The sequence below is a fragment of the Bifidobacterium asteroides genome, from assembly GCF_003202755.1.
GTDB lineage: Bacteria > Actinomycetota > Actinomycetes > Actinomycetales > Bifidobacteriaceae > Bombiscardovia > Bombiscardovia asteroides_F.
The window spans coordinates 758,331-779,042 of the sequence record NZ_QGLK01000001.1 but is presented as its reverse complement, the minus strand read 5'-3'; the positions used below and the strand labels follow the sequence as shown (position 1 = coordinate 779,042).

The 20,712-nt window shown below is 60.5% G+C and carries 19 protein-coding genes; 13 read left to right on the top strand and 6 right to left on the bottom strand.

Annotation, left to right across the window (positions count from 1 at the left end):
* The first annotated feature begins 23 nt into the window (after positions 1-23).
* Positions 24-449, top strand: coding sequence for an arsenate reductase family protein (locus DKK74_RS02835; RefSeq protein ID WP_110412651.1), 426 nt, complete (start codon positions 24-26; stop codon positions 447-449).
* 189 nt (positions 450-638) lie between these two features.
* Positions 639-1,694: a type I glyceraldehyde-3-phosphate dehydrogenase gene (gene gap / locus DKK74_RS02830; RefSeq protein WP_110412650.1), complete on the top strand. Its 1,056-nt coding sequence runs from the start codon at positions 639-641 to the stop codon at positions 1,692-1,694.
* Between the two features lie 74 nt (positions 1,695-1,768).
* Here gap and DKK74_RS02825 read toward each other — a convergent pair whose 3' ends face one another.
* Entirely contained in the window at positions 1,769-2,365 is a 597-nt protein-coding gene (locus tag DKK74_RS02825) for a DedA family protein (protein WP_110412649.1), read from the bottom strand.
* A 77-nt stretch (positions 2,366-2,442) separates the two neighbouring features.
* Between DKK74_RS02825 and ybaK the strand changes: the two genes are divergently transcribed.
* Complete coding sequence (ybaK, locus tag DKK74_RS02820) at positions 2,443-2,949, top strand: Cys-tRNA(Pro) deacylase (RefSeq protein WP_110412648.1); 507 nt, start codon at positions 2,443-2,445, stop codon at positions 2,947-2,949.
* Between the two features lie 18 nt (positions 2,950-2,967).
* Here the strand turns inward: ybaK and DKK74_RS02815 are convergent, their stop codons facing one another.
* Positions 2,968-4,035, bottom strand: a complete 1,068-nt coding sequence (locus tag DKK74_RS02815) for a 4-hydroxy-3-methylbut-2-enyl diphosphate reductase (protein WP_110412647.1) — start codon at positions 4,033-4,035, stop codon at positions 2,968-2,970.
* Positions 4,036-4,207: 172 nt separating this feature from the next.
* On the opposite strand from DKK74_RS02815, the gene DKK74_RS02810 reads away from it, so the two are divergent.
* Entirely contained in the window at positions 4,208-5,176 is a 969-nt protein-coding gene (locus DKK74_RS02810) for an aldose 1-epimerase family protein (protein ID WP_110412646.1), read from the top strand.
* Between the two features lie 96 nt (positions 5,177-5,272).
* On the top strand, positions 5,273-5,347 hold the full coding sequence (locus DKK74_RS08875; protein WP_099327425.1) for a 50S ribosomal protein bL37: 75 nt from the start codon (positions 5,273-5,275) through the stop codon (positions 5,345-5,347).
* 157 nt (positions 5,348-5,504) lie between these two features.
* Here DKK74_RS08875 and DKK74_RS02805 read toward each other — a convergent pair whose 3' ends face one another.
* Together DKK74_RS02805 and DKK74_RS02800 are read right to left on the bottom strand one after the other, a co-directional pair.
* The gene (locus DKK74_RS02805) at positions 5,505-5,792 is read right to left on the bottom strand and encodes a hypothetical protein (RefSeq protein WP_110412645.1); all 288 of its coding nucleotides are present in this window, start codon (positions 5,790-5,792) and stop codon (positions 5,505-5,507) included.
* Between the two features lie 39 nt (positions 5,793-5,831).
* Entirely contained in the window at positions 5,832-6,452 is a 621-nt protein-coding gene (locus DKK74_RS02800; RefSeq protein ID WP_110412844.1) for a sigma-70 family RNA polymerase sigma factor, read from the bottom strand.
* Between the two features lie 153 nt (positions 6,453-6,605).
* On the opposite strand from DKK74_RS02800, the gene DKK74_RS02795 reads away from it, so the two are divergent.
* The 4 genes from DKK74_RS02795 (at position 6,606) to DKK74_RS02780 (ending at position 11,176) form a co-directional block, all read left to right on the top strand.
* On the top strand, positions 6,606-7,364 hold the full coding sequence (locus DKK74_RS02795) for an exonuclease domain-containing protein (protein ID WP_110412644.1): 759 nt from the start codon (positions 6,606-6,608) through the stop codon (positions 7,362-7,364).
* 172 nt (positions 7,365-7,536) lie between these two features.
* Positions 7,537-9,105, top strand: a complete 1,569-nt coding sequence (locus DKK74_RS02790) for a Mur ligase family protein (protein WP_110412643.1) — start codon at positions 7,537-7,539, stop codon at positions 9,103-9,105.
* 86 nt (positions 9,106-9,191) lie between these two features.
* Positions 9,192-10,436, top strand: a complete 1,245-nt coding sequence (locus DKK74_RS02785; protein WP_110412843.1) for a carboxylate--amine ligase — start codon at positions 9,192-9,194, stop codon at positions 10,434-10,436.
* The gene (locus DKK74_RS02780; protein WP_110412642.1) at positions 10,433-11,176 is read left to right on the top strand and encodes an aspartate/glutamate racemase family protein; all 744 of its coding nucleotides are present in this window, start codon (positions 10,433-10,435) and stop codon (positions 11,174-11,176) included. Before DKK74_RS02785 ends, DKK74_RS02780 begins: the two co-directional genes overlap by 4 nt.
* Here the strand turns inward: DKK74_RS02780 and smc are convergent.
* Positions 11,109-14,747, bottom strand: coding sequence for a chromosome segregation protein SMC (smc, locus tag DKK74_RS02775; protein WP_110412641.1), 3,639 nt, complete (start codon positions 14,745-14,747; stop codon positions 11,109-11,111). The two genes, DKK74_RS02780 and smc, sit on opposite strands and share 68 nt — an antisense overlap.
* Positions 14,747-16,168: a bifunctional folylpolyglutamate synthase/dihydrofolate synthase gene (locus DKK74_RS02770; protein WP_110412640.1), complete on the bottom strand. Its 1,422-nt coding sequence runs from the start codon at positions 16,166-16,168 to the stop codon at positions 14,747-14,749. Before DKK74_RS02770 ends, smc begins: the two co-directional genes overlap by 1 nt.
* Positions 16,169-16,374: 206 nt before the next feature.
* Between DKK74_RS02770 and DKK74_RS02765 the strand changes: the two genes are divergently transcribed.
* The 4 genes from DKK74_RS02765 to DKK74_RS02750 all read left to right on the top strand — a co-directional run bounded on the left by DKK74_RS02765 (position 16,375) and on the right by DKK74_RS02750 (position 20,700).
* On the top strand, positions 16,375-17,925 hold the full coding sequence (locus tag DKK74_RS02765) for an aminopeptidase P family protein (RefSeq protein ID WP_258334443.1): 1,551 nt from the start codon (positions 16,375-16,377) through the stop codon (positions 17,923-17,925).
* 3 nt (positions 17,926-17,928) lie between these two features.
* Positions 17,929-18,471, top strand: coding sequence for an NUDIX hydrolase (locus tag DKK74_RS02760; protein ID WP_110412639.1), 543 nt, complete (start codon positions 17,929-17,931; stop codon positions 18,469-18,471).
* A 205-nt stretch (positions 18,472-18,676) separates the two neighbouring features.
* Positions 18,677-19,438 carry a LytR/AlgR family response regulator transcription factor gene (locus tag DKK74_RS02755; protein ID WP_110412638.1) on the top strand — a complete coding sequence of 254 codons (762 nt, stop codon included), beginning with the start codon at positions 18,677-18,679 and terminating at the stop codon, positions 19,436-19,438.
* 5 nt (positions 19,439-19,443) lie between these two features.
* Positions 19,444-20,700 carry an ATP-binding protein gene (locus DKK74_RS02750; protein WP_110412637.1) on the top strand — a complete coding sequence of 419 codons (1,257 nt, stop codon included), beginning with the start codon at positions 19,444-19,446 and terminating at the stop codon, positions 20,698-20,700.
* Positions 20,701-20,712 lie beyond the last annotated feature (12 nt).

Here is a 20,712-nt window from a genome sequence, read left to right as displayed (position 1 = left end):
ATCCCACTTGGAAAGGAAAACCTATGGCGGAATCATCAACCACACTATCGGCAGCACCTACAGCCGAACACCCGCTCTTCATCTGCTACAGCCGCTGCTCCACCTGCGCCAAGGCCCGCACCTGGCTGCGTGATCACAATGTGGACTTCACCGAGCGCGACATCAAGGAGCACCGCCCCACCCAGGAAGAATTGACCGAATGGCTGGACATAAGCGGCCTGCCCGTCCGGCGGTTCTTCAATACCTCGGGTCAGGCCTATCGCAGCCAGGGGCTGAGCAAACGCTTGCCGCAGATGGATACGGAGCAGGCTCTGCAGCTGCTTTCCACCGATGGCATGCTGGTCAAGCGTCCCATCCTGCTGGATGGCCGCCATGTCCTGGTCGGATTCCGTCAGCAGCAGTGGGAGGATTGGCTGGCCGATACGAACGAAAATTCTCACAATTCCTGATCGTTTTGTTGCGCAAACAAACAACAAAATCTACCATTTTTTTTGTTCGTTTTTTCCTCGGCACAACCAGCGTAGTCGCTTGCTATAAGTACACAGGGTTCTATAAACTATGAGATGTTATCAGTAATCGGCCATATACGGTCCGGTAATTTTTGTGCTGTATACGGCCAATCTCCAAGGGAGAATTGAATGACAGTAAAGATTGGCATCAACGGATTCGGACGTATCGGTCGTCTGGCCTTCCGGCGCATCTTTGAGCTCCAGGCCCGTGGCGGCGACGCCTCCAACATCGAGGTTGCCGCCATCAACGATCTGACCACCCCGGCCATTCTGGCCTATCTGCTCAAGTACGACAGTACTCAGGGCACCTTCCGTCACGACGACGGCACCCCTGTCTCGGTCACCTCCACCGATACCGCCATCGTGGTGGACGGCAAGGAGTACCCGGTCTATGCCGAGAAGGATGCCAACAACATCCCCTGGGTCAATAACGACGGCGTGGACTACGTGCTGGAGTGCACCGGCTTCTACACCTCGGCCGAGAAGTCCCAGGCCCACTTGAACGCCGGAGCCAAGAAGGTTCTGATCTCTGCTCCCGCCAAGGACGACACCACACCCACCGTGGTCTACGGCGTCAACGAGGAGACCTTGAAGTCCTCCGACAAGATCATCTCCGCCGGCTCCTGCACCACCGGCTCCCTGGCCGCCATGGTCAAGATGCTTGATGACAACTTCGGCATCCGCATCGGCTACATGACCACCATCCACGCCTACACCGGCTCCCAGATGCTGCTGGACGGCCCCAAGGGCAACAAGCCGCGCAACACCCGCGCCGCCGCCATCAACACCATCGAGCACTCCACCGGTGCCGCCAAGGCCATCGGCAAGGTCGTTCCCTCCGTTGACGGCAAGCTGCAGGGCCATGCACAGCGCGTGGCCGTTCCCTCCGGCTCCGTCACCGAGCTGACCTGCGTCCTGGACAAGAAGGTCACCGTTGACGAGATCAACGACGCCGCCAAGAAGGCTTTCGAGGGCAAGGACTACTACGGCTACAACGACGAGGGCATTGTCTCCTCCGACGTGATCGGCGACACCCACGGTGGCGTCTTCGATCCCACCCAGACCGATGTCAACACCCACGGTGACGACCAGCTGGTCCGCACCGTTGCCTTCTACGACAACGAATATGGCTTCACCAGCAACATGATCCGCACCCTGCTCTACTTCGCCAAGCTGGGCGACTGAGCATCCGGCCGGTTCTTCCGGCCATAGCGTTTACGGGGTCCGTTCCCTATACGGGGGACGGACCCCTTGTGTAATCAGCGCCTCCGGGTGAGCGCCCGCATGGCCAGGTCGCAGACCAGGCCGACGACCATGCCCACCAGAAAGCCGATGGCCATGACGGCCAAAGGGTTGTTCTCCAACCAGGAGGCGGCCAGATACCCCAAGGTCCACATATAGATGGACCAGAGCAGACCGGCCAGTGCAGCCAGAGGCAAATAACGGTTCAGCGGATACCGCGCCGCCCCGGCAGTCAGATTTACCACGGTCCGGCCCGAGGGCACGAACCGCGAGGCCAGTGTGAAGAAGCCGCCTCCCTGCAATAGCGCCCGGTGGGCCCATGATGTCACAGCCTTGCCTGCGGCACCTCGAAAGACGGCTAGACGATTCAACGGGACAAGCCGTCCCAGCCCATAGGTGCAGGCATCGCCGCCCACGAAAGCCAAGGCACAAACCAGAAAGACCAGGACGGGAAAGGGTCTTCCTGTGGCCCGAAAGGCCGAAGCCGTGGCCAGGACCATAAGCTCCGTAGGTATGGGAATGATCAGCGCATCCAGAAAAGCTGCCAGAAAAAGTACGGCCAGCCCCCAGCCGCCTGTCACCGCATCGAGCAGCCAGGCATTGACAGCGGTCATGGACTACCCTTTCCGCGCAAATGGGGCCAAAGACACCCCTCAGCCAACCTAAACGGTCAGTACCTTAGCATGGAGTCATGAGCAAGAAGAAGCGAGCGGATTCGGATGCCGCGACTCCAGCCATGGCCCAGCTGGAGCGTCTAGGGGTTCCCTTCACCGTCCACGAGTATCATCACAATGCCGACCACATGGACCAGGGGTACGGCATCGAAGCTGCCAAAAAACTGGGCCTGGATCCGCGCACAGTCTACAAGACCCTGATGGCCGACACGGGCAAGGAGCGGGTCATCGGCATTGTTCCGGTGACCGGACACCTAAACCTCAAGCATCTGGCAGCAGCCGTGGGCGCCAAAAAGGCCCGCTTGGCCGACAAGGCCCAGGCCGAGAGGGAGAGCGGATACGTTCTAGGCGGCATATCGCCCTTCGGACAACGCACCGCACACATCACCGTGTTGGACCAGGGCGCATTGGATTTCGACACCATCATGGTCTCCGGCGGTAAGCGCGGCATCAGCCTGGGTCTGGATCCTCGGGATTTGATCCGTGTCCTCAAGGCCAAGACCGCACCCCTAGCCACCGACTGAGAGTTTTAGCGCTGGGGCTTAATCCTGTGGCTGTGGAACCTCTCTAGATGCGCGTGCTGAGCGCAGGGCAGCAGGTAGGACGAAGTGCATGTGCTCGTCTACTGCTCGCTCCCGGGTCACCTGGGTGAACCCTCGGGAGGCCAGGGTCTCCAGTACCCCCTGAACCAGGTTCTCGGGAACCGACGCACCCGAGGTGAGCCCTACCGAATCCATGCCCTGCAGCCAGGTCGGGTCCAGCTCGCTCGCGTCGTCGACTCGGTGGGCCCTGCGCTCACCCTGACCAGGAAAGCGGACATCCAGGGCCTGACGGGCCACCTCGACCAAACGCACCGAATTGGAGGAGTTGGCTGACCCCACTACAATCATGCAGTCCGCCTGCCCGGCCACCAGCTTGACCGCCTGCTGCCTGTTCTGGGTGGCGTAGCAGATGTCTGAGCCCGGCGGCTCTTCTATCCAGGGGAAGCGTCGACGCAGGGCCGCAGCCAGGTCGGCGGTCTCATCCAGGCTCAGGGTGGTCTGGGTCAGCATGACAAGAGGCGTGTCCGGCCCGAAGTCCAAAGCGTCGATATCGGCCTCATGCTCCACCAGATGAACTCGGTCCGGGGCCTCCCCCATGACTCCAATAGCCTCGTCGTGCCCCCGGTGACCTATGTAAATGATCCGGTAGCCGTCCCGAACGAAGCGCTGCACCTCCCGGTGGACCTTGCTGACCAGGGGGCATGAGGCATCAACCACACGCATTCCCCGCCGCTGGGCCTCCTTGACGACCGAGGGAGCGATGCCATGAGCTGAGAAGACCACAGGCACCCCGGCACGGACGGCCTGGTCGGGAATCTGGTCCAGCTCGTCCACGAACACGGCCCCCCGCCGGGACAGGTCCTCGACCACATGCCGGTTGTGGACTATCTGTCGGCGCACATAGACCGGGGGCAGGCCCTGGTGGGGGTTGTCCGCATCCAGGATGGTCTGCACGGTCTGGATGGCACGGTCCACCCCCGCGCAGAACCCGCGCGGATCAGCCAGGACGACCCGCCCATGCCCCTGTGGGGTCGGCTGTTCGCACACGGTGGTCCGAAATCCTGCCACTGCCGCTCCTTAACGATGTCAATCCGGACGGTTCCGGACACTGCAAGTCCATGGTAGAAAGCCAGGACGGCCCCCGGTAGTCCATCCGCCACTCTTTCACCAAGAACCCAAGACCACCCAGGCGCTAGGATGGTGGCGTACCAAGCATCAACGGCACTATGGAAGTGGGAGCATGCATACGAACGAGATGATGGGCGGGGCCGTGCCCCGGACAGGACAGCAGTACAGCATCCGTCATGGGGACTACGAAGCGGTGGTGACCGAGCTGGGAGCCATTCTGCGCGTCCTGAAATACCGGGGAAAGGACCTGCTGGCTTCATTCGACCCGGATGGGACCGTACCCTGCAGCAACGGGAACGTGCTGGTACCCTTCCCCAACCGGATCGAGGACGGCACCTACGAATTCCAGGACCACACCTATACCCTGCCCATCGACGAGCACGACCGGAACACCGCCATCCACGGGTACGGATACCGCGCCTACTGGCGGCTGCAAGCCCTGACTGAGGACTCCGTCAGCCTCTCCTGGCGGGTGCCCGACATGGGCGGATACCCCTTCGACGTGGTTGTCACCGTCACCTACACCCTTGACGACCAGGGGCTGACCATGACCACCCGGGCTCTGAACCTGGGCGACGATGCTGCACCCTGGGCCTTCGGCATCCACCCCTGGCTAGCCAACGGCAAACAGGGGGTTGGTGACCAGATTCAGAAAGACAACGCCCCCTGCACCCTGTCCATTCCCTGCCGCACCCACGTGGTGGTCGACCCCGACAGGCTGCTGCCCACTAGTACCGAACCCGTCCAAGGGCGAACAGATCTGCGCCAGGGCCCTGCGCTGGGTGAGGATGCGGACTTCGACGATGCCTGGACTGATGTGGAGCGGGACGACGACGGCACCTGTTCGGCCTGGTTCACCCGGCCGGACGGCATACGCATTCAGCTCTGGGGCGATGAGACCATCACCTCATGGCAGGTCTGCACTGGAACCGGCTTTGACGCGGGCATGCGCCCGGCCGGTGTTGCCGTGGAGCCCATGACCGCCTACGCTAACGCCTTCAGAACTGGTCGGAATCTGGTCATTCTGCAGCCTGCCGCCGTCTATACCACCCAGGTGGGCTACCGGGCACAAGAGGTCTGAACAGCGTCTGAGCAGCCTGGCTGGTCGACAAAGGTCAGCCCGGTGTGCGATAATCGGCAAGGCTTATAGGTTCATCAGTAGCAAAGGAGTCCAATCATGGGCATGCGCGGACGCAAGCGCAGGGATCGCCGCAAGAAGGCCGCCAACCACGGCAAGAGGCCGAACACCTGATCGTCTGCCCCGGCACCAACGGTGCCGGGGTTTTGCATATATAAATAAAAAAAAAAACCATGGCTGCATAGGCATAGCCATGATCCCTGCAATAGCCTGAACAGTCGGATAGAACCGACGTTTTGCCAAGAAATCGACGGGGTCTACCTAACTGAATCTACTTGTCCGTAGTGCGTTCCGTGGTCCCCTGCTCCAGTTCATCCATCTGATCGAACATGTGCCTGAGCCGGTCCAGCAGACAGTCCGGTGCACATTCGGGACGCAGGTACCGGCGCAGCTCCTCGATGACCATGCGCTCCCGCTCGTCGCAGCAGGAATCCGGATCGAAGCAGTCGCTGGGGTCAACGCAGGAGGCATCCTGGTAGATGCGAAGGCTGGTGTGGGTCACCCTGACAGAGCCGCCGCCATCGTATGCGTAGTGACTCATCTCCACGCGTCCGTCCATGCTCCTGCCCACTTCCTGATACCCGATCTTCGGGGGCTCTCAATGCCCCTTGCTACTGATCTCTTTTTTTATACTAGGCCTGGCCTCAACAGGTCTACTGCGTTCCGCTGAGGGCTTGCCTGCAGCCCCGCGCTCCTGCTGATAGCCGCGCTCCTTGGCATACCGCTCCAGCTCCTGACGCAGCTGCGAGCGCGCACGGTTCAGTCGGCTCATGACCGTGCCGATCTTGATGCCCTCCTCGTCGGCCACCTGTTGGTAGCTCTTGCCATCGATGGCAGCGTCGATGAAGACCCGTCGGCGTTCCGGACTAAGCCGGTTCAGGGCAGCCATGATCTCCTCGGGGGCGAAGGTCTCCATGTACTCCTGCTCGGCGGATTTGAGCCCCTCGGACCCGTGCTCCGATGCCGAGTAAATATCCCAGTCGTTGTACTCGCCAGTAGAGTCGTTGGCCCTTTGTGGGCGCCGCTTGGCCTTGTGGTATTGATTGAAGTAGGCGTTGCGCTCGATGGTGGTCATCCAGGCCTCGAAATTGCTGCCGGGCTGGAAGCGGTCGAAAGCCTTGAATCCTCGCTCGAAAGTGTCCTGAACCAGATCCTGGGCGTCGTCGGGGTTGTTGGTTAGGCGCATGGCCTGTCGGTAAAGCACATCCACCGCAGGCATGGCCAGGGCCTCGAATTGACGTTTTCTGCTTTCGAGTTCGCTGGTATCTGCCACACCCCTATTGTGCCATCCCCCCTCGCCCGTCGCGGTTCCGACCCGGTCGCGGGCCGGTCGGTCCTCGGTTACCATAATGACTGAGGAGAAATCACGCTTATGGAAAACACCGAGTACACAAGCATGGAGCAGGCGCTTCAGTCCGCTCCCCAACAAAGGGGATCGACACGCCTAGGGGACTCCTGGCTTCTGGGGTTCGACACCGAGACCACGGGCACCAAACCGGGCAAGGACGGCATTGTTTCGGCCAGCCTGGTTCTGCGCGACCCGACAAAGGGCTATTCAGGGGATGTAGTAGCCACCTGGATAGTCAATCCGCACCAACATATCAGCAAGGGGGCCAGCCGGGTCAACGGGTTTACCGATCAGCAGCTGACCGCCGAGGGCATGGAGCCTGAACTGGCGACCAAGCAAATGGCCGGATTCATCGCCCGCGCCCAGGACAAGTGCATCCCCCTGCTGGCCTACAACGCCCCTTTCGACGTGCAGATGCTGGACGGGGACATCGCCCACTGGTGCGCAGGCTCAGTCAAGCCCCTGAGCGAGGGGGATCTGCTAGTGGTGGACCCTCTGGTCCTGGACAGGGAGATCTCCCACCGGTCGGGCCGCCGCACCCTGGGGCTGACCAGCGAGTACTACGGCGTCATTCCCCATGGAAACTTCCACGATGCCACGGCGGATACTGTGGCGGCCGTGGACCTGATCAAGCCCATGACCACCCTATTCCCGCAGGTAGCGCGAATCACCATGGACTCCCTTATGGACTGGCAGCGGCAGGCACAGGCCAAGTGGCGGGAACACTTCAATCAATACCTGCTCTCCCAAGGCCGCCGTCCAGTCACCGACTCCTGGCTCTGAGGCTCAGATCCGAGGCCGACCCGCCGCCCGCTTTTGTCCATTCAGTCAAGGGGTCGCCGGATTCTCCTGCCTTGGCTCCAAGGCGGTTTAGACTTGGGTCTGGTCTCGATCAAGGTCACCAATCGGGGCTGGACAAGTCAGGTGACAATCAACAGACAAGGGGAAGACGGGCATGGCGCTGACGATGACTTCAACCCTGGAGTTGCTGCGCGAACAGGGCCAGCTACGCGAGGTAATCCAGGGCGATCAGTGGACTTTGAATACTCCAGAGGACACCCAGTCATCCAAACCATTCACAAATATCACCTACGACACCCGTCAGGCTGGAGCCGGCAGTCTGCTCTTCTGCAAGGGCCGTTTCCTGCCCGAATATCTGGATGCCTGCAATCCCGAAGGACCGGCTGCCTATGTAGCCCAGCAGGATCTATCCTCCCACACCAGAGCCACGGGGATCATCGTCAACGACGTGCGCAAGTCCATGAGCCTGCTGGCTGCCGCTTTTTACGATTATCCCCAGAAGCAGCTGACCCTGGTAGGAATTACCGGCACCAAGGGCAAGACCACCACCGCTTACTTTCTGCATGCCATGCTGGGCAAGATCTCCGCAGGCCGAGCGGCTCTGCTCTCCTCAGTGGACAACTGTCTGGACGGCCGCCATTACCAGGAGTCCCAGCTGACCACACCCGAGTCACTGGACCTCTTCCGCATGATGCGCCAGGCGGCAGACGCCGGCATGCGCTACCTGGTCATGGAGGTCTCCTCCCAGGCCTACAAGGTAGATCGCGTCTACGGGCTGACATTCGACCTGGGGGCATTCCTGAACATATCCCCCGACCACATCAGCCCCATCGAGCACCCCAGCTTCGAGGACTATTTCTACTGCAAGCGTCGCATAATCTACAACAGCCGGCAGCTGGTCCTGGGAGCTGAAGCCTGCGGAGCCGATCTGATCCGTCAGGATGCCCAATTCGTCGGCATTCCAGTGACCACCTTCGGCGATGGTTCCAAGCATGACGACATCTTGGTCCACAGGACTCCTGGCGGAGGCGACGACTATCTGATAGGGCCTTCGGGCGGAGTCATGATGCCAGTCAGCCTGTCCATGGACGGGGATTTCAACGCCCTGAACGCGGCTGCCGCCCTGGCCATGCTGATCCGTCTGGGTCTGGAACCTGACGCAAACGTCCTTCAGGCCATGGAGAGGGTCAGGATAGCCGGGAGGATGGAACGCTTCAAGGCCGACAACCGGGTGGTCTACGTCGATTACGCCCACAACAAGGCCTCGGTCACTGCGCTGCTGGACTTCGTGGACGAGCGCTACGGCGAGCGCAGACCCCTGATCACCCTGGTCTCCGGCTCTGCAGGCGGCAAGGCCATCGACCGCAGGAAGGGCATCGTCAGTGCCGCCCAGGACCGCGTCGACCGGCTGATCCTGACCGCTGATGACGAGGACGGAGAAAGCTCGGACCAGGTGGACAGGCAGATGCTGGGCTTCGTGACCAACCCGGGACTGGAGGCCAGTATTGTGCCGGATAGGGCCCAGGCCATCAAGCAAGCCCTGGGAGATCCTGGTCGGCCGGAGGATCGTCTGCGAATCACCTTGGTCATCGGCAAGGGTGAGGAGCGCTGGTTCAAAAAGAACGGCAGCCATGTACCTTACGAGGGCGACGACCACGTTGTGGCACGTCTGTTGGGTACGGAAAGCTACGACCTGGGAGCCACAGGCGCAGCCCGCAGCTGACGATCCCGACGGTTCCCTAATATGGAAAGCCGAATGCCCCACAGCAGAATGGTGTGCACGAGTACATGGTAGGTGGTTTCAGAAAGATGAAAGAGTTCCAACCGGTCATACTGGGCACCGACATCAACGCCTACGGGATGGCGCGGGCCTTCCACGAGGCCTACGGACTGGTCTCCACTGTATTCGGCCACTACCAGTTATCCCCCACCAAGTACAGCCGGATCCTCGACGTGCACCTGGTTACCGACTTCACCAATCCCAAGGTCTTTGTGCCCGCCCTAAATAAATGGGCAGACGCCTATCACCGGGACCATCCAGGGGCCACCCTGCTCCTACTGCCCTGCGGGGACAGCTACGCCAACCTGCTGGACAAGTTCGGCAATTCCCTGCGCGACCGATTCGCCTTCAACGCCATCGACCAGGAGCTGAACCGGTCCCTCTCGCTCAAATCCTCCTTCTACGAGCTTTGCGATCGCTATGACCTGCCCCACCCGAAGACAGTGTCGGTAGATGCTGAGGACGTGAAAGCCGGCCGCCACCGGAATCTGCCCTTCGACTACCCGGTGGCCATGAAGGCAGCCGACAGCGACGAGTGGCTGAACATCAGTTTCCCCGGGCGAAAAAAGGCCTTTATATTCAGCGACCCGGACGAGCTAGACACCATGATCCGCAGGTCCTACCAGGCCGGGTACACCTCGCAGATGGTCATCCAGGACTTCGTGCCAGGAGGCGATGACAACATGAGGGTGCTCAATGCCTACGTGGACCATCACCACCGGGTGCGCATGATGTTTCTGGGCCATCCCCTGCTGGAGGATCCCACTCCCGAAGCCGTGGGCAACTATGCGGCCATCATGCCCGACTACAACCAGGACATCTTTGACCGGATCAAGGCCTTCCTGGAGGACATCAATTACAGTGGTGTGGCCAATTTCGACATGAAGTACGATCCGCGTGACGGCGTCTACAAGCTTTTCGAGATCAACCTCCGCCAAGGCCGCAGCAGCTATGTGGTCACCTTGAATGGCTTCAACTTGGCCCGCTGCTTTGTGGACGACCTGGTCCTGGACACCCCCTTCAACGGACGCACCGTCTTCGGCCGGGGACATCGTCTATGGATGGAAATTCCCAGGGACATCTTCCGCAAGTACTGCGCAGACTCCGAGGACAAGCGACAGGCCATGGCCATGATCCGACGCGGGGACTGGGGCACCACCCTGGAGTACAGCAAGGACCTCAATTTCAAACGCTGGATGCTGATCCGTCACATGTTCTCAATCTATCGGCGTCGTTACCGGCGCTATTTCCGCGACAAGAGGACGCTGGCATGAAAAATTTCTTCGTTGTTCTGGGCGGCATGGGTACACTGGCCACCGAAAGCTTCGTCAGGGTGCTAGACCGTTTGACCGGGGCACGCAGGGATCAGGACTTTCTGGACTATGTGGTCTTCAATCATGCCAGCGTGCCCGACCGCACCGAGTTCATCCTGGGCCGCAGCAAGGATGATCCCTTCCCCTATCTGGCCGAGGACGTGCGTCAGGCCACAGCCATGGGGGCCTCCTTCATGGTCATGGCTTGCAACACGGCCCACCAGATTCTGCCCAGACTCCAGGCTCTGACCCCGGTGCCCATTCTGGACATGCCCCAGGCCACCATCGACTGGGCAAATAAGCGATATCCGGCGCAAACCCATCCGCGCATGGGGTACATGGGCACGGAGGGATCCCGTCATGCCGCCATCTACCAGGGCCCTGCCGATAGGGCCGGCTATCTGCTGGTGGACCCGGACCAGGCCCTACAGGACCGTGTAAGCGCGCTGATCTACGACGACGTCAAGGAAGGCCGCCTGGACCGGGATCGCTACCTGGGCGTCCTTGATGCCTTCCTGAATGACTACCACTGCGACTCGGTCCTGCTGGGCTGCACCGAACTCTCGGTGCTCAACGAAGCCTACCCCATGCCGCAGCTGCCCATCGTGGACTCTCAAGAAGTTCTGGCCCGGGTCACCCTTGATCGTGCTCAGGCTCTTCGCGACCTGAAGGATCCGGATTCTTCAGCCGCTGAGAGATGACGGCCGTCACCCCATCCCCTCGCATAGTGACCCCGTAGAGGACGTCAGCGATGCCCATGGTCCGTTGTTGGTGGGTGATGATGATCAGCTGTGCATGCTCGCGCAGCTGCTTGAAGGCCTTGAGCAGCCTGGTCAGATTCACGTCGTCCAGGGCGGCCTCAACCTCATCCATAACGTAGAAGGGGCTGGGTCGGGCCGTGAAGATGGCCAGGAGCAAGGCCAGAGCCGTCAGTGACCGCTCTCCTCCCGAAAGCAGGGAGAGCCTGCGGACCTTCTTGCCGGCCGGGCTGGCCTCGACCAGAACGCCTGTGGTCAGCAGGTCGTCCGGGTCCTCCAGCCGCAACCGCCCGCGTCCACCAGGGAAAAGAGTGGCGAAGATGTGCTCGAAGGCCCGGGCAGTGTCGTCAAAGGCCTCCTTGAAGACCGTGACCATGGTCGAATCCAGATCCTTGACCAAGGCCATAAGATCGTCCCGAGACCCTACCACATCCTGACGCTGCTCGTGCAGGTAGCGGTTGCGGGACTCCAGGGCCTCGTATTCCTCAGTGGCCAGCGGGTTGACCTTGCCTAGGGCAGCCAGGTCCCGCTTGGCCTTGGCCAGCCGCTTCTCCTGCTCACCGCGCTGGTAGGGCACTGTTTTGAAGGCTGGCGAATCCCCGTCTTCCTTTGTCGCTTCCTGGTCAAGGGGCACCGGGTTGCCCTCGTCATCCAGGACAGGCACCGGACGGTCGGGGCCGTATTCGCGGATCAGCTCCTCCGGTTCCATGCCTAGGTCATCCTGGATGCGCTGACGCAGACGGCCGTCCTCGCCGGCCAGGCGCTCCCGCTCCAGATCCAGACCGTGCTCATCCTGTCGCAGACCTGCCACCTTCGGCTCCAAAGCGTCCCTGCTGGACCGCAGATCGGTCAGCTCCTTGTCGTGGGCCGAGGCCTTGGCTCTGAGATGATCCCGACGGCGAGCCGCACGCTCCATCCTCTCCTTGATCAGCTGGGCCAGCAGATCGGCCCTGAGCACAATAAGCTCCAGGGAGGCCATGCCAGCCTTGCGCCGACGGTTCTCCTTGCCTATCCGCTGACGATGGCGTTCTGCTTGGTCGGCCTGATCTCGCAGCAGATCAATCTGACGCAGCAGTGAGGCGTGCCGCCGGTCGCTCTCGGTCCAGGTCAGCTTGGCCTCCATCTCGGCGGTGCGGGCCTGATCCAGGTCTGTTTCCAATTCATGCTGTCGGTCTTCCAGGCCCTCCGGGTCGTCAGAGTCAGACCCCCCGTCCTCCTGGGCACGGGCTAGACCTGCCTTGAAATCCTCCAGTTTGAGTTCGTGGGTGCGCACCTGGTCGCGCACCTGGGTCAACCGGTCATCCAGATCCTTGACCCCGGCCTGTGCCCGATCCGATTCCTTGCGGGCTGCTGCCAGTTCCCTGGCGGCCTGCTCGGCCTTGACCCGGGCCTCTGTGCACTGGTTGCGCGCCTCCTGCAGCTGTTGCTCAGCCTGCTCGAGGGCGGCACGGGCCGCATCCATCTGCGGCTGCAGGGTCTGGGACTCCTCCTGGAGGGCCTCCACCTGCACCAAGGCCTTATCCCTGCGCGCAGTCAGCGCCAGGTCGCTGGTTGCTGGAGCGGATCCGCCTACAGCACCTACCCGGTCATAGATGTCGCCCGGGCGGGTCAGCGCCTGCTGCCATCCGTCCTCCAGGGCACGGCGGGCCTGATCGGCGTCATCGACGACAGCTGTGGAGGCCAGCAGACTGCGGACAGCCGCCAGCACCCCCTGGGCACGGTCGGGGTCGGCAGGATGCTCGCGCAGGACCACCAGGTCGGCGGCCGACCGCCAGGGGCCATCGCCGGGACTTACTCCTGCCCCCTTGAGCGGGCCTGATGCCGAGATCAGCGCGGCGCGTCCCAAACGGTCCCGGCGGGCCCGCTCCAGGGTTCGGTCGACCGTCTGGCCATCCCTGGCCACCAGGGCCGAGGCATAGTTGTGCAGGGCCTGGGCCAGGGGCTCCTCCCAGCCCCCCTCCACACTGACGAAGTCGGTCAGCTGACCGAGCAGGGCCGGATCCCCGGCCTGGGACAGGGCCTCGCCGGCGCCGCGATGGTCCAGCGTGTCCGCCAGGGCATCAGCCTTGGCCTGGGCCGAGATGGCATCGGACTGGATCCGGCGTTCCCGCTCCTGCAAGTCGTTGAGCCTGTTGCGAGCCTGGTCCCTGACCCGGCCTGCCTGGTCCAGAGCCTGTCTGCCGTCCTGGTCAGGGCTCTCCTCCTGGCTGTCCAGGTCCCGCACCCGGTTTCTGGCACGCTCCAGACCCTCCCTGACCTGATCCTGCTGTCGGATCAGGTCACGCTCGCGCTGCCTGGAAAGTTCCAGGGCCGATTCCTCCTTGGCCACCAGCTGCGTCAGGTCGCCCAGCCGAGCCTGCCGCTTTCTGGCAGCCTGCCGCAGCTCGGTCATGGTCTGCCGGTGAGCGGCCAGCCGCCGCTCCAGATCCGCACGGGCTTGAACGCAGCCATCCAGGGCGATCCGGTCGGCTCCGACCTGGCCCTCCTCCTGGTCGGCCTGGCCCCTGAGTTCGTCGGCCCGCCGCCTGAGCACCCCAGGATCCTGCCCCTGGTCGGCCACCATGCCGGCCTCCAGCGAACGGCTGCGCTCCCTGGCCAAGGATGCCAGGGACCCGGCCCGCTCACCCAGCTTGGTCAGGTCGTTCCACTGCTGGTTGACCGCCTCCAGGGCCGGACTGGACTGTCTGTCCAGCCCCTCCAGCTGTTCGATGCGCAGTTTGACCCTGGTTAGGTCCTCCTGCCCCCTGGCCAGCTGCCCCCGAGTCTGAACCAACCGCGAGCGCAGATCTTCCAGCTTCTTTTTCGAGGTCAGGGCGTCGTCGGCATGGATGCGGGCCTGGGCGTCCCGCAGACTGACCTGGATCATGTCGGCCCGGCGGGAGACCTTAGCCTGGCGACCCAGCGGCCCCAACTGCCGATGAATCTCGCCGATCAAGTCGTCCAAACGGGACAGGTTGTCCTCGGTGTTGGCCAGCTTGTGCAGGGCCCGTTCCTTGCGCTTGCGGTGCTTGAGGATGCCGGCCGCCTCCTCGATGAAGGCCCGATGGCCGGCCGGATCAGCCCGCAGGATGGCATCCAGCCGCCCCTGACCGACGATCACGTGCATTTGCTGGCCCAGCCCGGTGTCGCTGAGCAGCTCCTGAATGTCCAGCAGACGGCAGTCGGAACCGTTGATGGCATATTCGGACCCGCCGTTGCGGTAGATGGTCCGGCTGATGGTCACCTCGGTGTAGTCGATGTCCAAGGTCCGGTCGGTGTTGTCGATGGTCAGGGTGACCTGCGCCCGGCCCAGCGGCGGCCTGGAGGAGGTGCCGGCGAAGATGACGTCCTCCATGGATCCGCCGCGCAGGCTCTTGGCCCCCTGCTCGCCCATGACCCAAGCCAGAGCGTCGACTATGTTTGATTTGCCTGATCCGTTGGGACCCACCACAGCGGTGATGCCCGGCTCGAAGCGCAGGGTGGTAGCCGAGGCGAAGGACTTGAAGCCCTTGAGGGTCAGCTCCTTGAGATACATCAGGCGCGCTCCGCCTTAGGTTTAGCCAGATCAGGGTTGGGACGCTCGGCCAGCAGGGTGCGGGCATCGCCGGCAGTGACGAAACTGCCGCAGATCAGCACCCCCCGGCCATAGCCCACTCCGGTTTGATCCTCGCTGTCGACCATGTCGACGGCCGTCTGGATGGCATCGGGCATCCGGTCGCGCCGGACCACCCTGTCGGGTCCGAAGACCCGCACGGCGACCCGCTCCAAATCCTCGGCTGGCATAACCCGGCTTTTCCAGGAGTTCTCTGTGACCACGACGCTGTCCAGCACGGGCTCCAGCAGGCCCAGATAGTCCTCCACCTGTTTGTCAGCCATCATGGAGATCACACCCACCAACTGCTTGAAGTCGTAGTTCTCCTCGATGGCTGCCCGCAGGGATTGGGCCGCGTTCAGGTTGTGTCCGCCATCAATAATTATGGTGGGCGAGGTGCGCACCTGTTCGATCCGTCCGGGGATGCGCACCTGGCTCAAGGCCTCGGCCACCAAATCCTGGTCCAGGGCCCCGTTGACAGGGATGACCGTCTCGGCCGCGGCCAAGGCGGCCAGGGCGTTATGGGCCTGATGCTCGCCAAACTTGTCTATGGGCACATCCTTATAGAGTCCCTGAGGCGTGCGCAGGGTGGCCACCTGGCCGCCCACTGCGGGCATACGGGAGACCACCTCCAGCTCACTGCCGTCCCTTAAAAGGGTGGGGGCGCCCTGCTCGCGTACGGCCTGTTCGATGATGGGCATGACGGCATCCTCATGAGGTTGGGCACCGACGATGACCGTGGACTTGGGCTTGATGATCCCGGCTTTCTCCCCTGCTATCTGCTCGACCGTATCCCCCAGCCACTGCATGTGGTCCATGTCCACCGGACCGATGATGGCTGCGTCGCCATCAAGGACGTTGGTGGCATCCCATCGGCCGCCCATCCCAACCTCGACGATGGCCACGTCCACGGGGGCGTCGGCGAAGGCCCAGACAGCCATGGCGGTCAGGACCTCGAAGAAGCTCATGGGAGCCCTGCCCTGCTGGGCGAAGCGGTCGTCCACCATGGCGATGAAATCCTCGATCTGCTGGTAGAGGTCCACGAAGTCCTCGTCTGAGAGCTCCTGGCCGTCGATGGCGATCCGCTCGTTGATCCGCTCCAGGTGGGGCGATGTATAGAGCCCGGTGCGTAGACCGTAGGCCCTAACCAGAGCCTCGGCCATACGCGCCGTGGACCCCTTGCCGTTGGTCCCGGTAACGTGGATGACCCGGAAGCTGTGCTCGGGATGGCCCAGCAGGTCCAGCATCATCCCCATCCTGTCCAAGTCCAGATTGGGGCTGTCATGCTCGGCGGGACGCGCCATGATGGCCCGCTCGACATCGCGAATATTCTGACCCTTGCTGTTGGGGTGTTCGAATGACATATTCTGCCTGTGCCTCCTGCTGGCTGTGGATGCTTCCCGCCTATTCTATGCGCGACCGGCCCCGATTGAAGGCCGAAACAGCCGACTGACACATTGGCGAAACGCACTACCATGGAATCAACATGGTCGGAACCGGAATTTCAAGGAGGCTGGACGTGACCGCATCCGCACAGGAGCATCTACAAGGAGACATCGATCCGAAGAATGTGGACCTGGATGAGCAGAACATGGAGGATCGGGTGAACAACCGCACCCTGCGCCCCAATTCCCCCGCCTTCCAGAAGTTCATGACAACCGGCTGGCAGGCCCAGGAGCCGCAGATCGAGCCGCTGGAGTCCAGCAAATACACCGAGCGTCGCCTGCGGGAACTAGGCCGGCGTTTCCCCGGCGAACGGCTGGTCATCCCCGCCGGATCCTACAAGACCCGAAACAACGACAACGACTATGCCTTCCGCCCAGACACCACCTTCGCCTACTACACGGGTCTGGGCGAAGACTACGAACCTGGAGCCATCCTAGTCCTGGACCCGGTGGACCCCGACAGTCCTGAGGCTGCCAAGGGCCTGACCCATACCCCTGAGCTCTTCGTCCATCCCCGGGCCGATCAGTCCACCCGCGACTACTACCGGTCCGCCCAATACGGGGAGTACTGGGTTGGTCCCCGAGCCGGACTGCGGGAGCTGGCCATCATGACCGGCATCCCCACCAAGGACATCGCCTCCTTCCCTGATGCCATCGCCAAGGATCTGGGACCGGACCAGGGAGCGGTCAAACTGCGTGTGATCCGCACTGCCGACCAGGAGGTCTTGAACCAGGTGGAGGCCGCCCGCAAGGCCAACGGCATCGGGGGTCCGGACCGCAATGAGGAAGCCGACGACAAGCTCGAAGAGTTCACCTCCGAGGCCCGCATGATCAAGGACGACTACGAGGTGAACGAGCTGCGCAAGGCCATCGCCGCCACCAAGGACGGGTTCGACCGGATTCTGACCCATCTGCCCCAGGTGATAGGCAAGCCCCGTTCCGAGCGGATGCTGGAGGGCGTCTTCAACGCCAACGCCCGCGAGAAGGGCAACGACGTAGGCTACGGATCCATCATCGCCTCTGGGAAGCATGCCCCCATCCTGCACTGGATGCGCAATGACGGGACAGTCCAGAAGGGCGACCTGCTCCTGATCGACGCTGGCGTGGAGGTAAACAGCCTCTACACGGCCGACATCACCCGCACCTTCCCTGTAAGCGGCACTTTCAGCCCCCTGCAGAAGCGGATCTACCAGACCGTGCTCAAGGCCCAGCAGGCCGGTTTCGAAGCCGCCAAGCCAGGTGCCACCTACTCGGACATCCATCATGCCGTCATGCGTGTGCTGGCTGAAACCCTGCACGAGTGGGGCATCCTCAAGGTCAGCGTGGATGAGTCCCTCTCCCCCCAGGGCCAGCAGCACCGCCGCTGGCACGCTTGCGGATGCGCCCACCACCTGGGCCTGGACGTGCACGACTGCGCGGAGGCCAGGTACGAGTCCTACCAAGGTGCCCCCATCGCCCCTGGGATGATCTTCACCATCGAGCCCGGACTGTACTTCAAGGAGAACGACCTGCTGGTGCCTCCGGAGTTCCGCGGCATCGGCGTGCGCGTAGAGGACGATGTGCTCATGACCGAACAGGGGCCCCAGTGGCTGTCTGCGGGCATCCCCAAGACGGTGGAAGAGGTGGAGGCCTGGATGGCGCAGCGGGCTGCGCTGGCCGACCCGGACCGGGACTGACATATGCCCACTCCTGACTTCGTACTCAGACTGCGCCGGTTCATAGGCCATGACCTGCTCTGGCTGAACGGTGTGACGGCTTTCGTCACTGACGACCAGGGCCGAGTCCTGCTGGGCCGGCGCTCCGACACCGGCCAGTGGGCTCTGGTCTATGGGATCAACGAACCTGGCGAGGATCCGGCCGACACCGTGGTCCGCGAAGTCAAGGAGGAAACCGGGGTGGATGTGATCGTCACCGACCTGGCTGCGGTCACATCCTCCCAAGAGATAGTCACCTATGCCAACGGGGATAAGACCATGTACATGGATCATCTGTTCATCTGTTGGCCCGACCCCAGCGGTAATGCCGACCCCTATGTGGGTGACGAGGAGAGCCTGTCAGTCGGCTGGTTCAACCCCGGTCAACTCCCAGCCCCGCTGGCCCAAACCACTGTGGAACGCATGGCCCGAGCTCGAACCTATCTGAAACGTCTGCAAGGCGGAGATGCCCACGCCCTCTTCAAGGTCGGCGGCAGGGAGTTGCCTGCATTATCAGAAAAGCGCTAACCCACATTTAATGGCTGAGTGACCTTTCAGACAACTGCTGAACCGGCTCGTAGTTAGAAATTAGCAACCACTTTTTCCAATTGAGTGGCCCGCTCCTACTTTGCATTATTACCAGGGGTTGTCCCTTAGTCGTTAGAGAAGACTCTAATCACCTTTCCTGCATTGCATTCTGGCGAAAGCAACAGGGACAAAGCCTGCACTAAGCATGCCTTCTACACTCTTCACCAAACTTCCAGCGCCGCTAATCACGTATCATAAAAACATGTTTCGCGTCGCTGTAGTAGAAGATGATCAAAATTTTGCAACACGTATGAAAAACTATTTGCGTCGTTATGCCAGTACTCAGCATCTAGCCCTTTCGTACGACTTTTATTCTGATGGACTCAGCTTTCTCGATAAATTTGCTGGACAGTATCAGCTGGTTTTCATGGATATCATCATGCCTGGAGCCAACGGTTTGGAGACGGCTGCGAAAATGCGTCAGAAAGATCAGGATCTTTGTCTTATCTTCATTACAACTCAGCCACAATATGCCTTGCACGGATACGAGGTTTCAGCCTTCGACTTCATTGTTAAGCCGTTGCATTACAACTTGTTTGAGATCAAGATGAACAAAGCCATGCGATCAATTCATCCAGATGAAAGCATCGTAATAAACCAACCGGGGGATGATTTTCGACGACTTTCCATTCGAGATATTTTCTATGTCGAAAGCCAAAAGCATTACCTTATTTTTCATACTTCACAAGGTGAATACAGAATGCGCGGTCGCATGTCAGATGTGAATGAACGTTTGCTTGTCCAAGGATTCGTGAATATCAGAAAATCGATTCTGGTAAACATGGCTTACATCACCCGCGTTGATAATGACACTGTTGGTTTGGATGGGACTTGCCTGCCCGTTGCGCATTCCCATAAGCAAGAGTTTCGTCAGCAATTAGCTGTTTATTTGGCTGGAAAGGCGTAGAATACTTGAATTCTTATCTGGCCATCACCGTTGCTCACGGATATATTCCACAAATCCTCCTAGCTGAAACGCTCTTCACTTATCGCTTGAGCAAACGCACGCATTTTTACAGCCGATTGATTATCGGGTTGATCGTCGTTCTTCCATTGATGGTCGTCGTCCCCAACTGGATAAACAACCACTGGTCAGGTCTTTTCTCGCTGACGGTATTTCTTTTGTCTCTAATTTTATGGTGGGCTTGTCTTCTCCAAAGCTTCAAGGATATTTTGTTCTGTTGTGTTAGTGCGCAACTGGTGCAAAATCTGTCGTATAACCTCGAACAAGCACTGTATCAGCCTTTTGCCCAGCATTTCAACGCTGTTGGGAGCCTGGCTCTCTCAATCACTTGTACCTGTTTGACATACGGTCTGACCTATCTAGTCATAGCAAAACGCTCTGGGCCGCACCCTACAGCCGAAATTAACGATACATACGTCTATTCCTTCGCCTTGATCACAGCCGTGTTTGTGTATCTCATGCAATATCAATATCAAATCACTGGAATCGGAAACTATTGGGTATCTCATCTGCCCTTGATGCTGTGCTGCGTAGCAGGTCTCTGCGTGCAATACGGTTTTGTCGCCCTGAAAACTGCAAGCGGAGAGCGAATTGCACTGGAACGCCTTATGAGGCAGGAAGCCAAACAATATGAACTGACCAAGCAGAATATTGATCTAATCAATATGAAGGCACACGATCTCAAACATCAACTCTTGCGCATACAGGAAGGATTGGGAGAAGATAAGGATGACCTGTCTGAAATTAGTTCGATTCTTGACAGTTACGACAACAGTCCCCATACCGGCAACAAGGAATTGGACCTGATTCTGAGCCAAAAGGAAATGCTGTGCAGACAGGATGAAATTGTCTTTTCTATCATGGTTCAGCCTGATTCCCTTTCTCGGCTCGATCCTGGTGATATAGCGTCAATATTCGGCAACCTTCTTGATAATGCGATTGAATACGAACGTAAAGTAAGTGATCATACTCAAAGATACATAGGTCTTAAAATTCGCACCATCGATGGCTTAATAGGAGTTCGAGTGGAAAACTACTGTCGAAGCAAGCCAAACATGAGCAATGGCCTGCCTGTCAGCACAAAGGACGACAGGAAAAACCACGGATTTGGCCTGAGAAGCGTTGCATACACTACGAACAAATACAAGGGCACTTTGCATTTGGGCATGGAGGGCGATCTTTTCGTTGCCAGCCTCCTTCTATGATTCCTTGCCCGA

What these genes read in the sequence shown, in the direction of transcription:
- DKK74_RS02835 (WP_110412651.1), top strand. Translation starts at nt 24, where the DNA reads ATGGCGGAATCATCAACCACACTATCGGCAGCACCTACAGCCGAACAC.
- smc (WP_110412641.1), bottom strand. Translation starts at nt 14,747, where the DNA reads ATGTATCTCAAGGAGCTGACCCTCAAGGGCTTCAAGTCCTTCGCCTCG.
- gap (WP_110412650.1), top strand. Translation starts at nt 639, where the DNA reads ATGACAGTAAAGATTGGCATCAACGGATTCGGACGTATCGGTCGTCTG.
- DKK74_RS02770 (WP_110412640.1), bottom strand. Translation starts at nt 16,168, where the DNA reads ATGTCATTCGAACACCCCAACAGCAAGGGTCAGAATATTCGCGATGTC.
- DKK74_RS02805 (WP_110412645.1), bottom strand. Translation starts at nt 5,792, where the DNA reads ATGGACGGACGCGTGGAGATGAGTCACTACGCATACGATGGCGGCGGC.
- DKK74_RS02755 (WP_110412638.1), top strand. Translation starts at nt 18,677, where the DNA reads ATGCCTTCTACACTCTTCACCAAACTTCCAGCGCCGCTAATCACGTAT.
- DKK74_RS02780 (WP_110412642.1), top strand. Translation starts at nt 10,433, where the DNA reads ATGAAAAATTTCTTCGTTGTTCTGGGCGGCATGGGTACACTGGCCACC.
- DKK74_RS02760 (WP_110412639.1), top strand. Translation starts at nt 17,929, where the DNA reads ATGCCCACTCCTGACTTCGTACTCAGACTGCGCCGGTTCATAGGCCAT.
- DKK74_RS02825 (WP_110412649.1), bottom strand. Translation starts at nt 2,365, where the DNA reads ATGACCGCTGTCAATGCCTGGCTGCTCGATGCGGTGACAGGCGGCTGG.
- DKK74_RS02790 (WP_110412643.1), top strand. Translation starts at nt 7,537, where the DNA reads ATGGCGCTGACGATGACTTCAACCCTGGAGTTGCTGCGCGAACAGGGC.
- DKK74_RS02785 (WP_110412843.1), top strand. Translation starts at nt 9,192, where the DNA reads ATGAAAGAGTTCCAACCGGTCATACTGGGCACCGACATCAACGCCTAC.
- DKK74_RS02800 (WP_110412844.1), bottom strand. Translation starts at nt 6,452, where the DNA reads ATGCCTGCGGTGGATGTGCTTTACCGACAGGCCATGCGCCTAACCAAC.
- DKK74_RS02795 (WP_110412644.1), top strand. Translation starts at nt 6,606, where the DNA reads ATGGAAAACACCGAGTACACAAGCATGGAGCAGGCGCTTCAGTCCGCT.
- ybaK (WP_110412648.1), top strand. Translation starts at nt 2,443, where the DNA reads ATGAGCAAGAAGAAGCGAGCGGATTCGGATGCCGCGACTCCAGCCATG.
- DKK74_RS02810 (WP_110412646.1), top strand. Translation starts at nt 4,208, where the DNA reads ATGCATACGAACGAGATGATGGGCGGGGCCGTGCCCCGGACAGGACAG.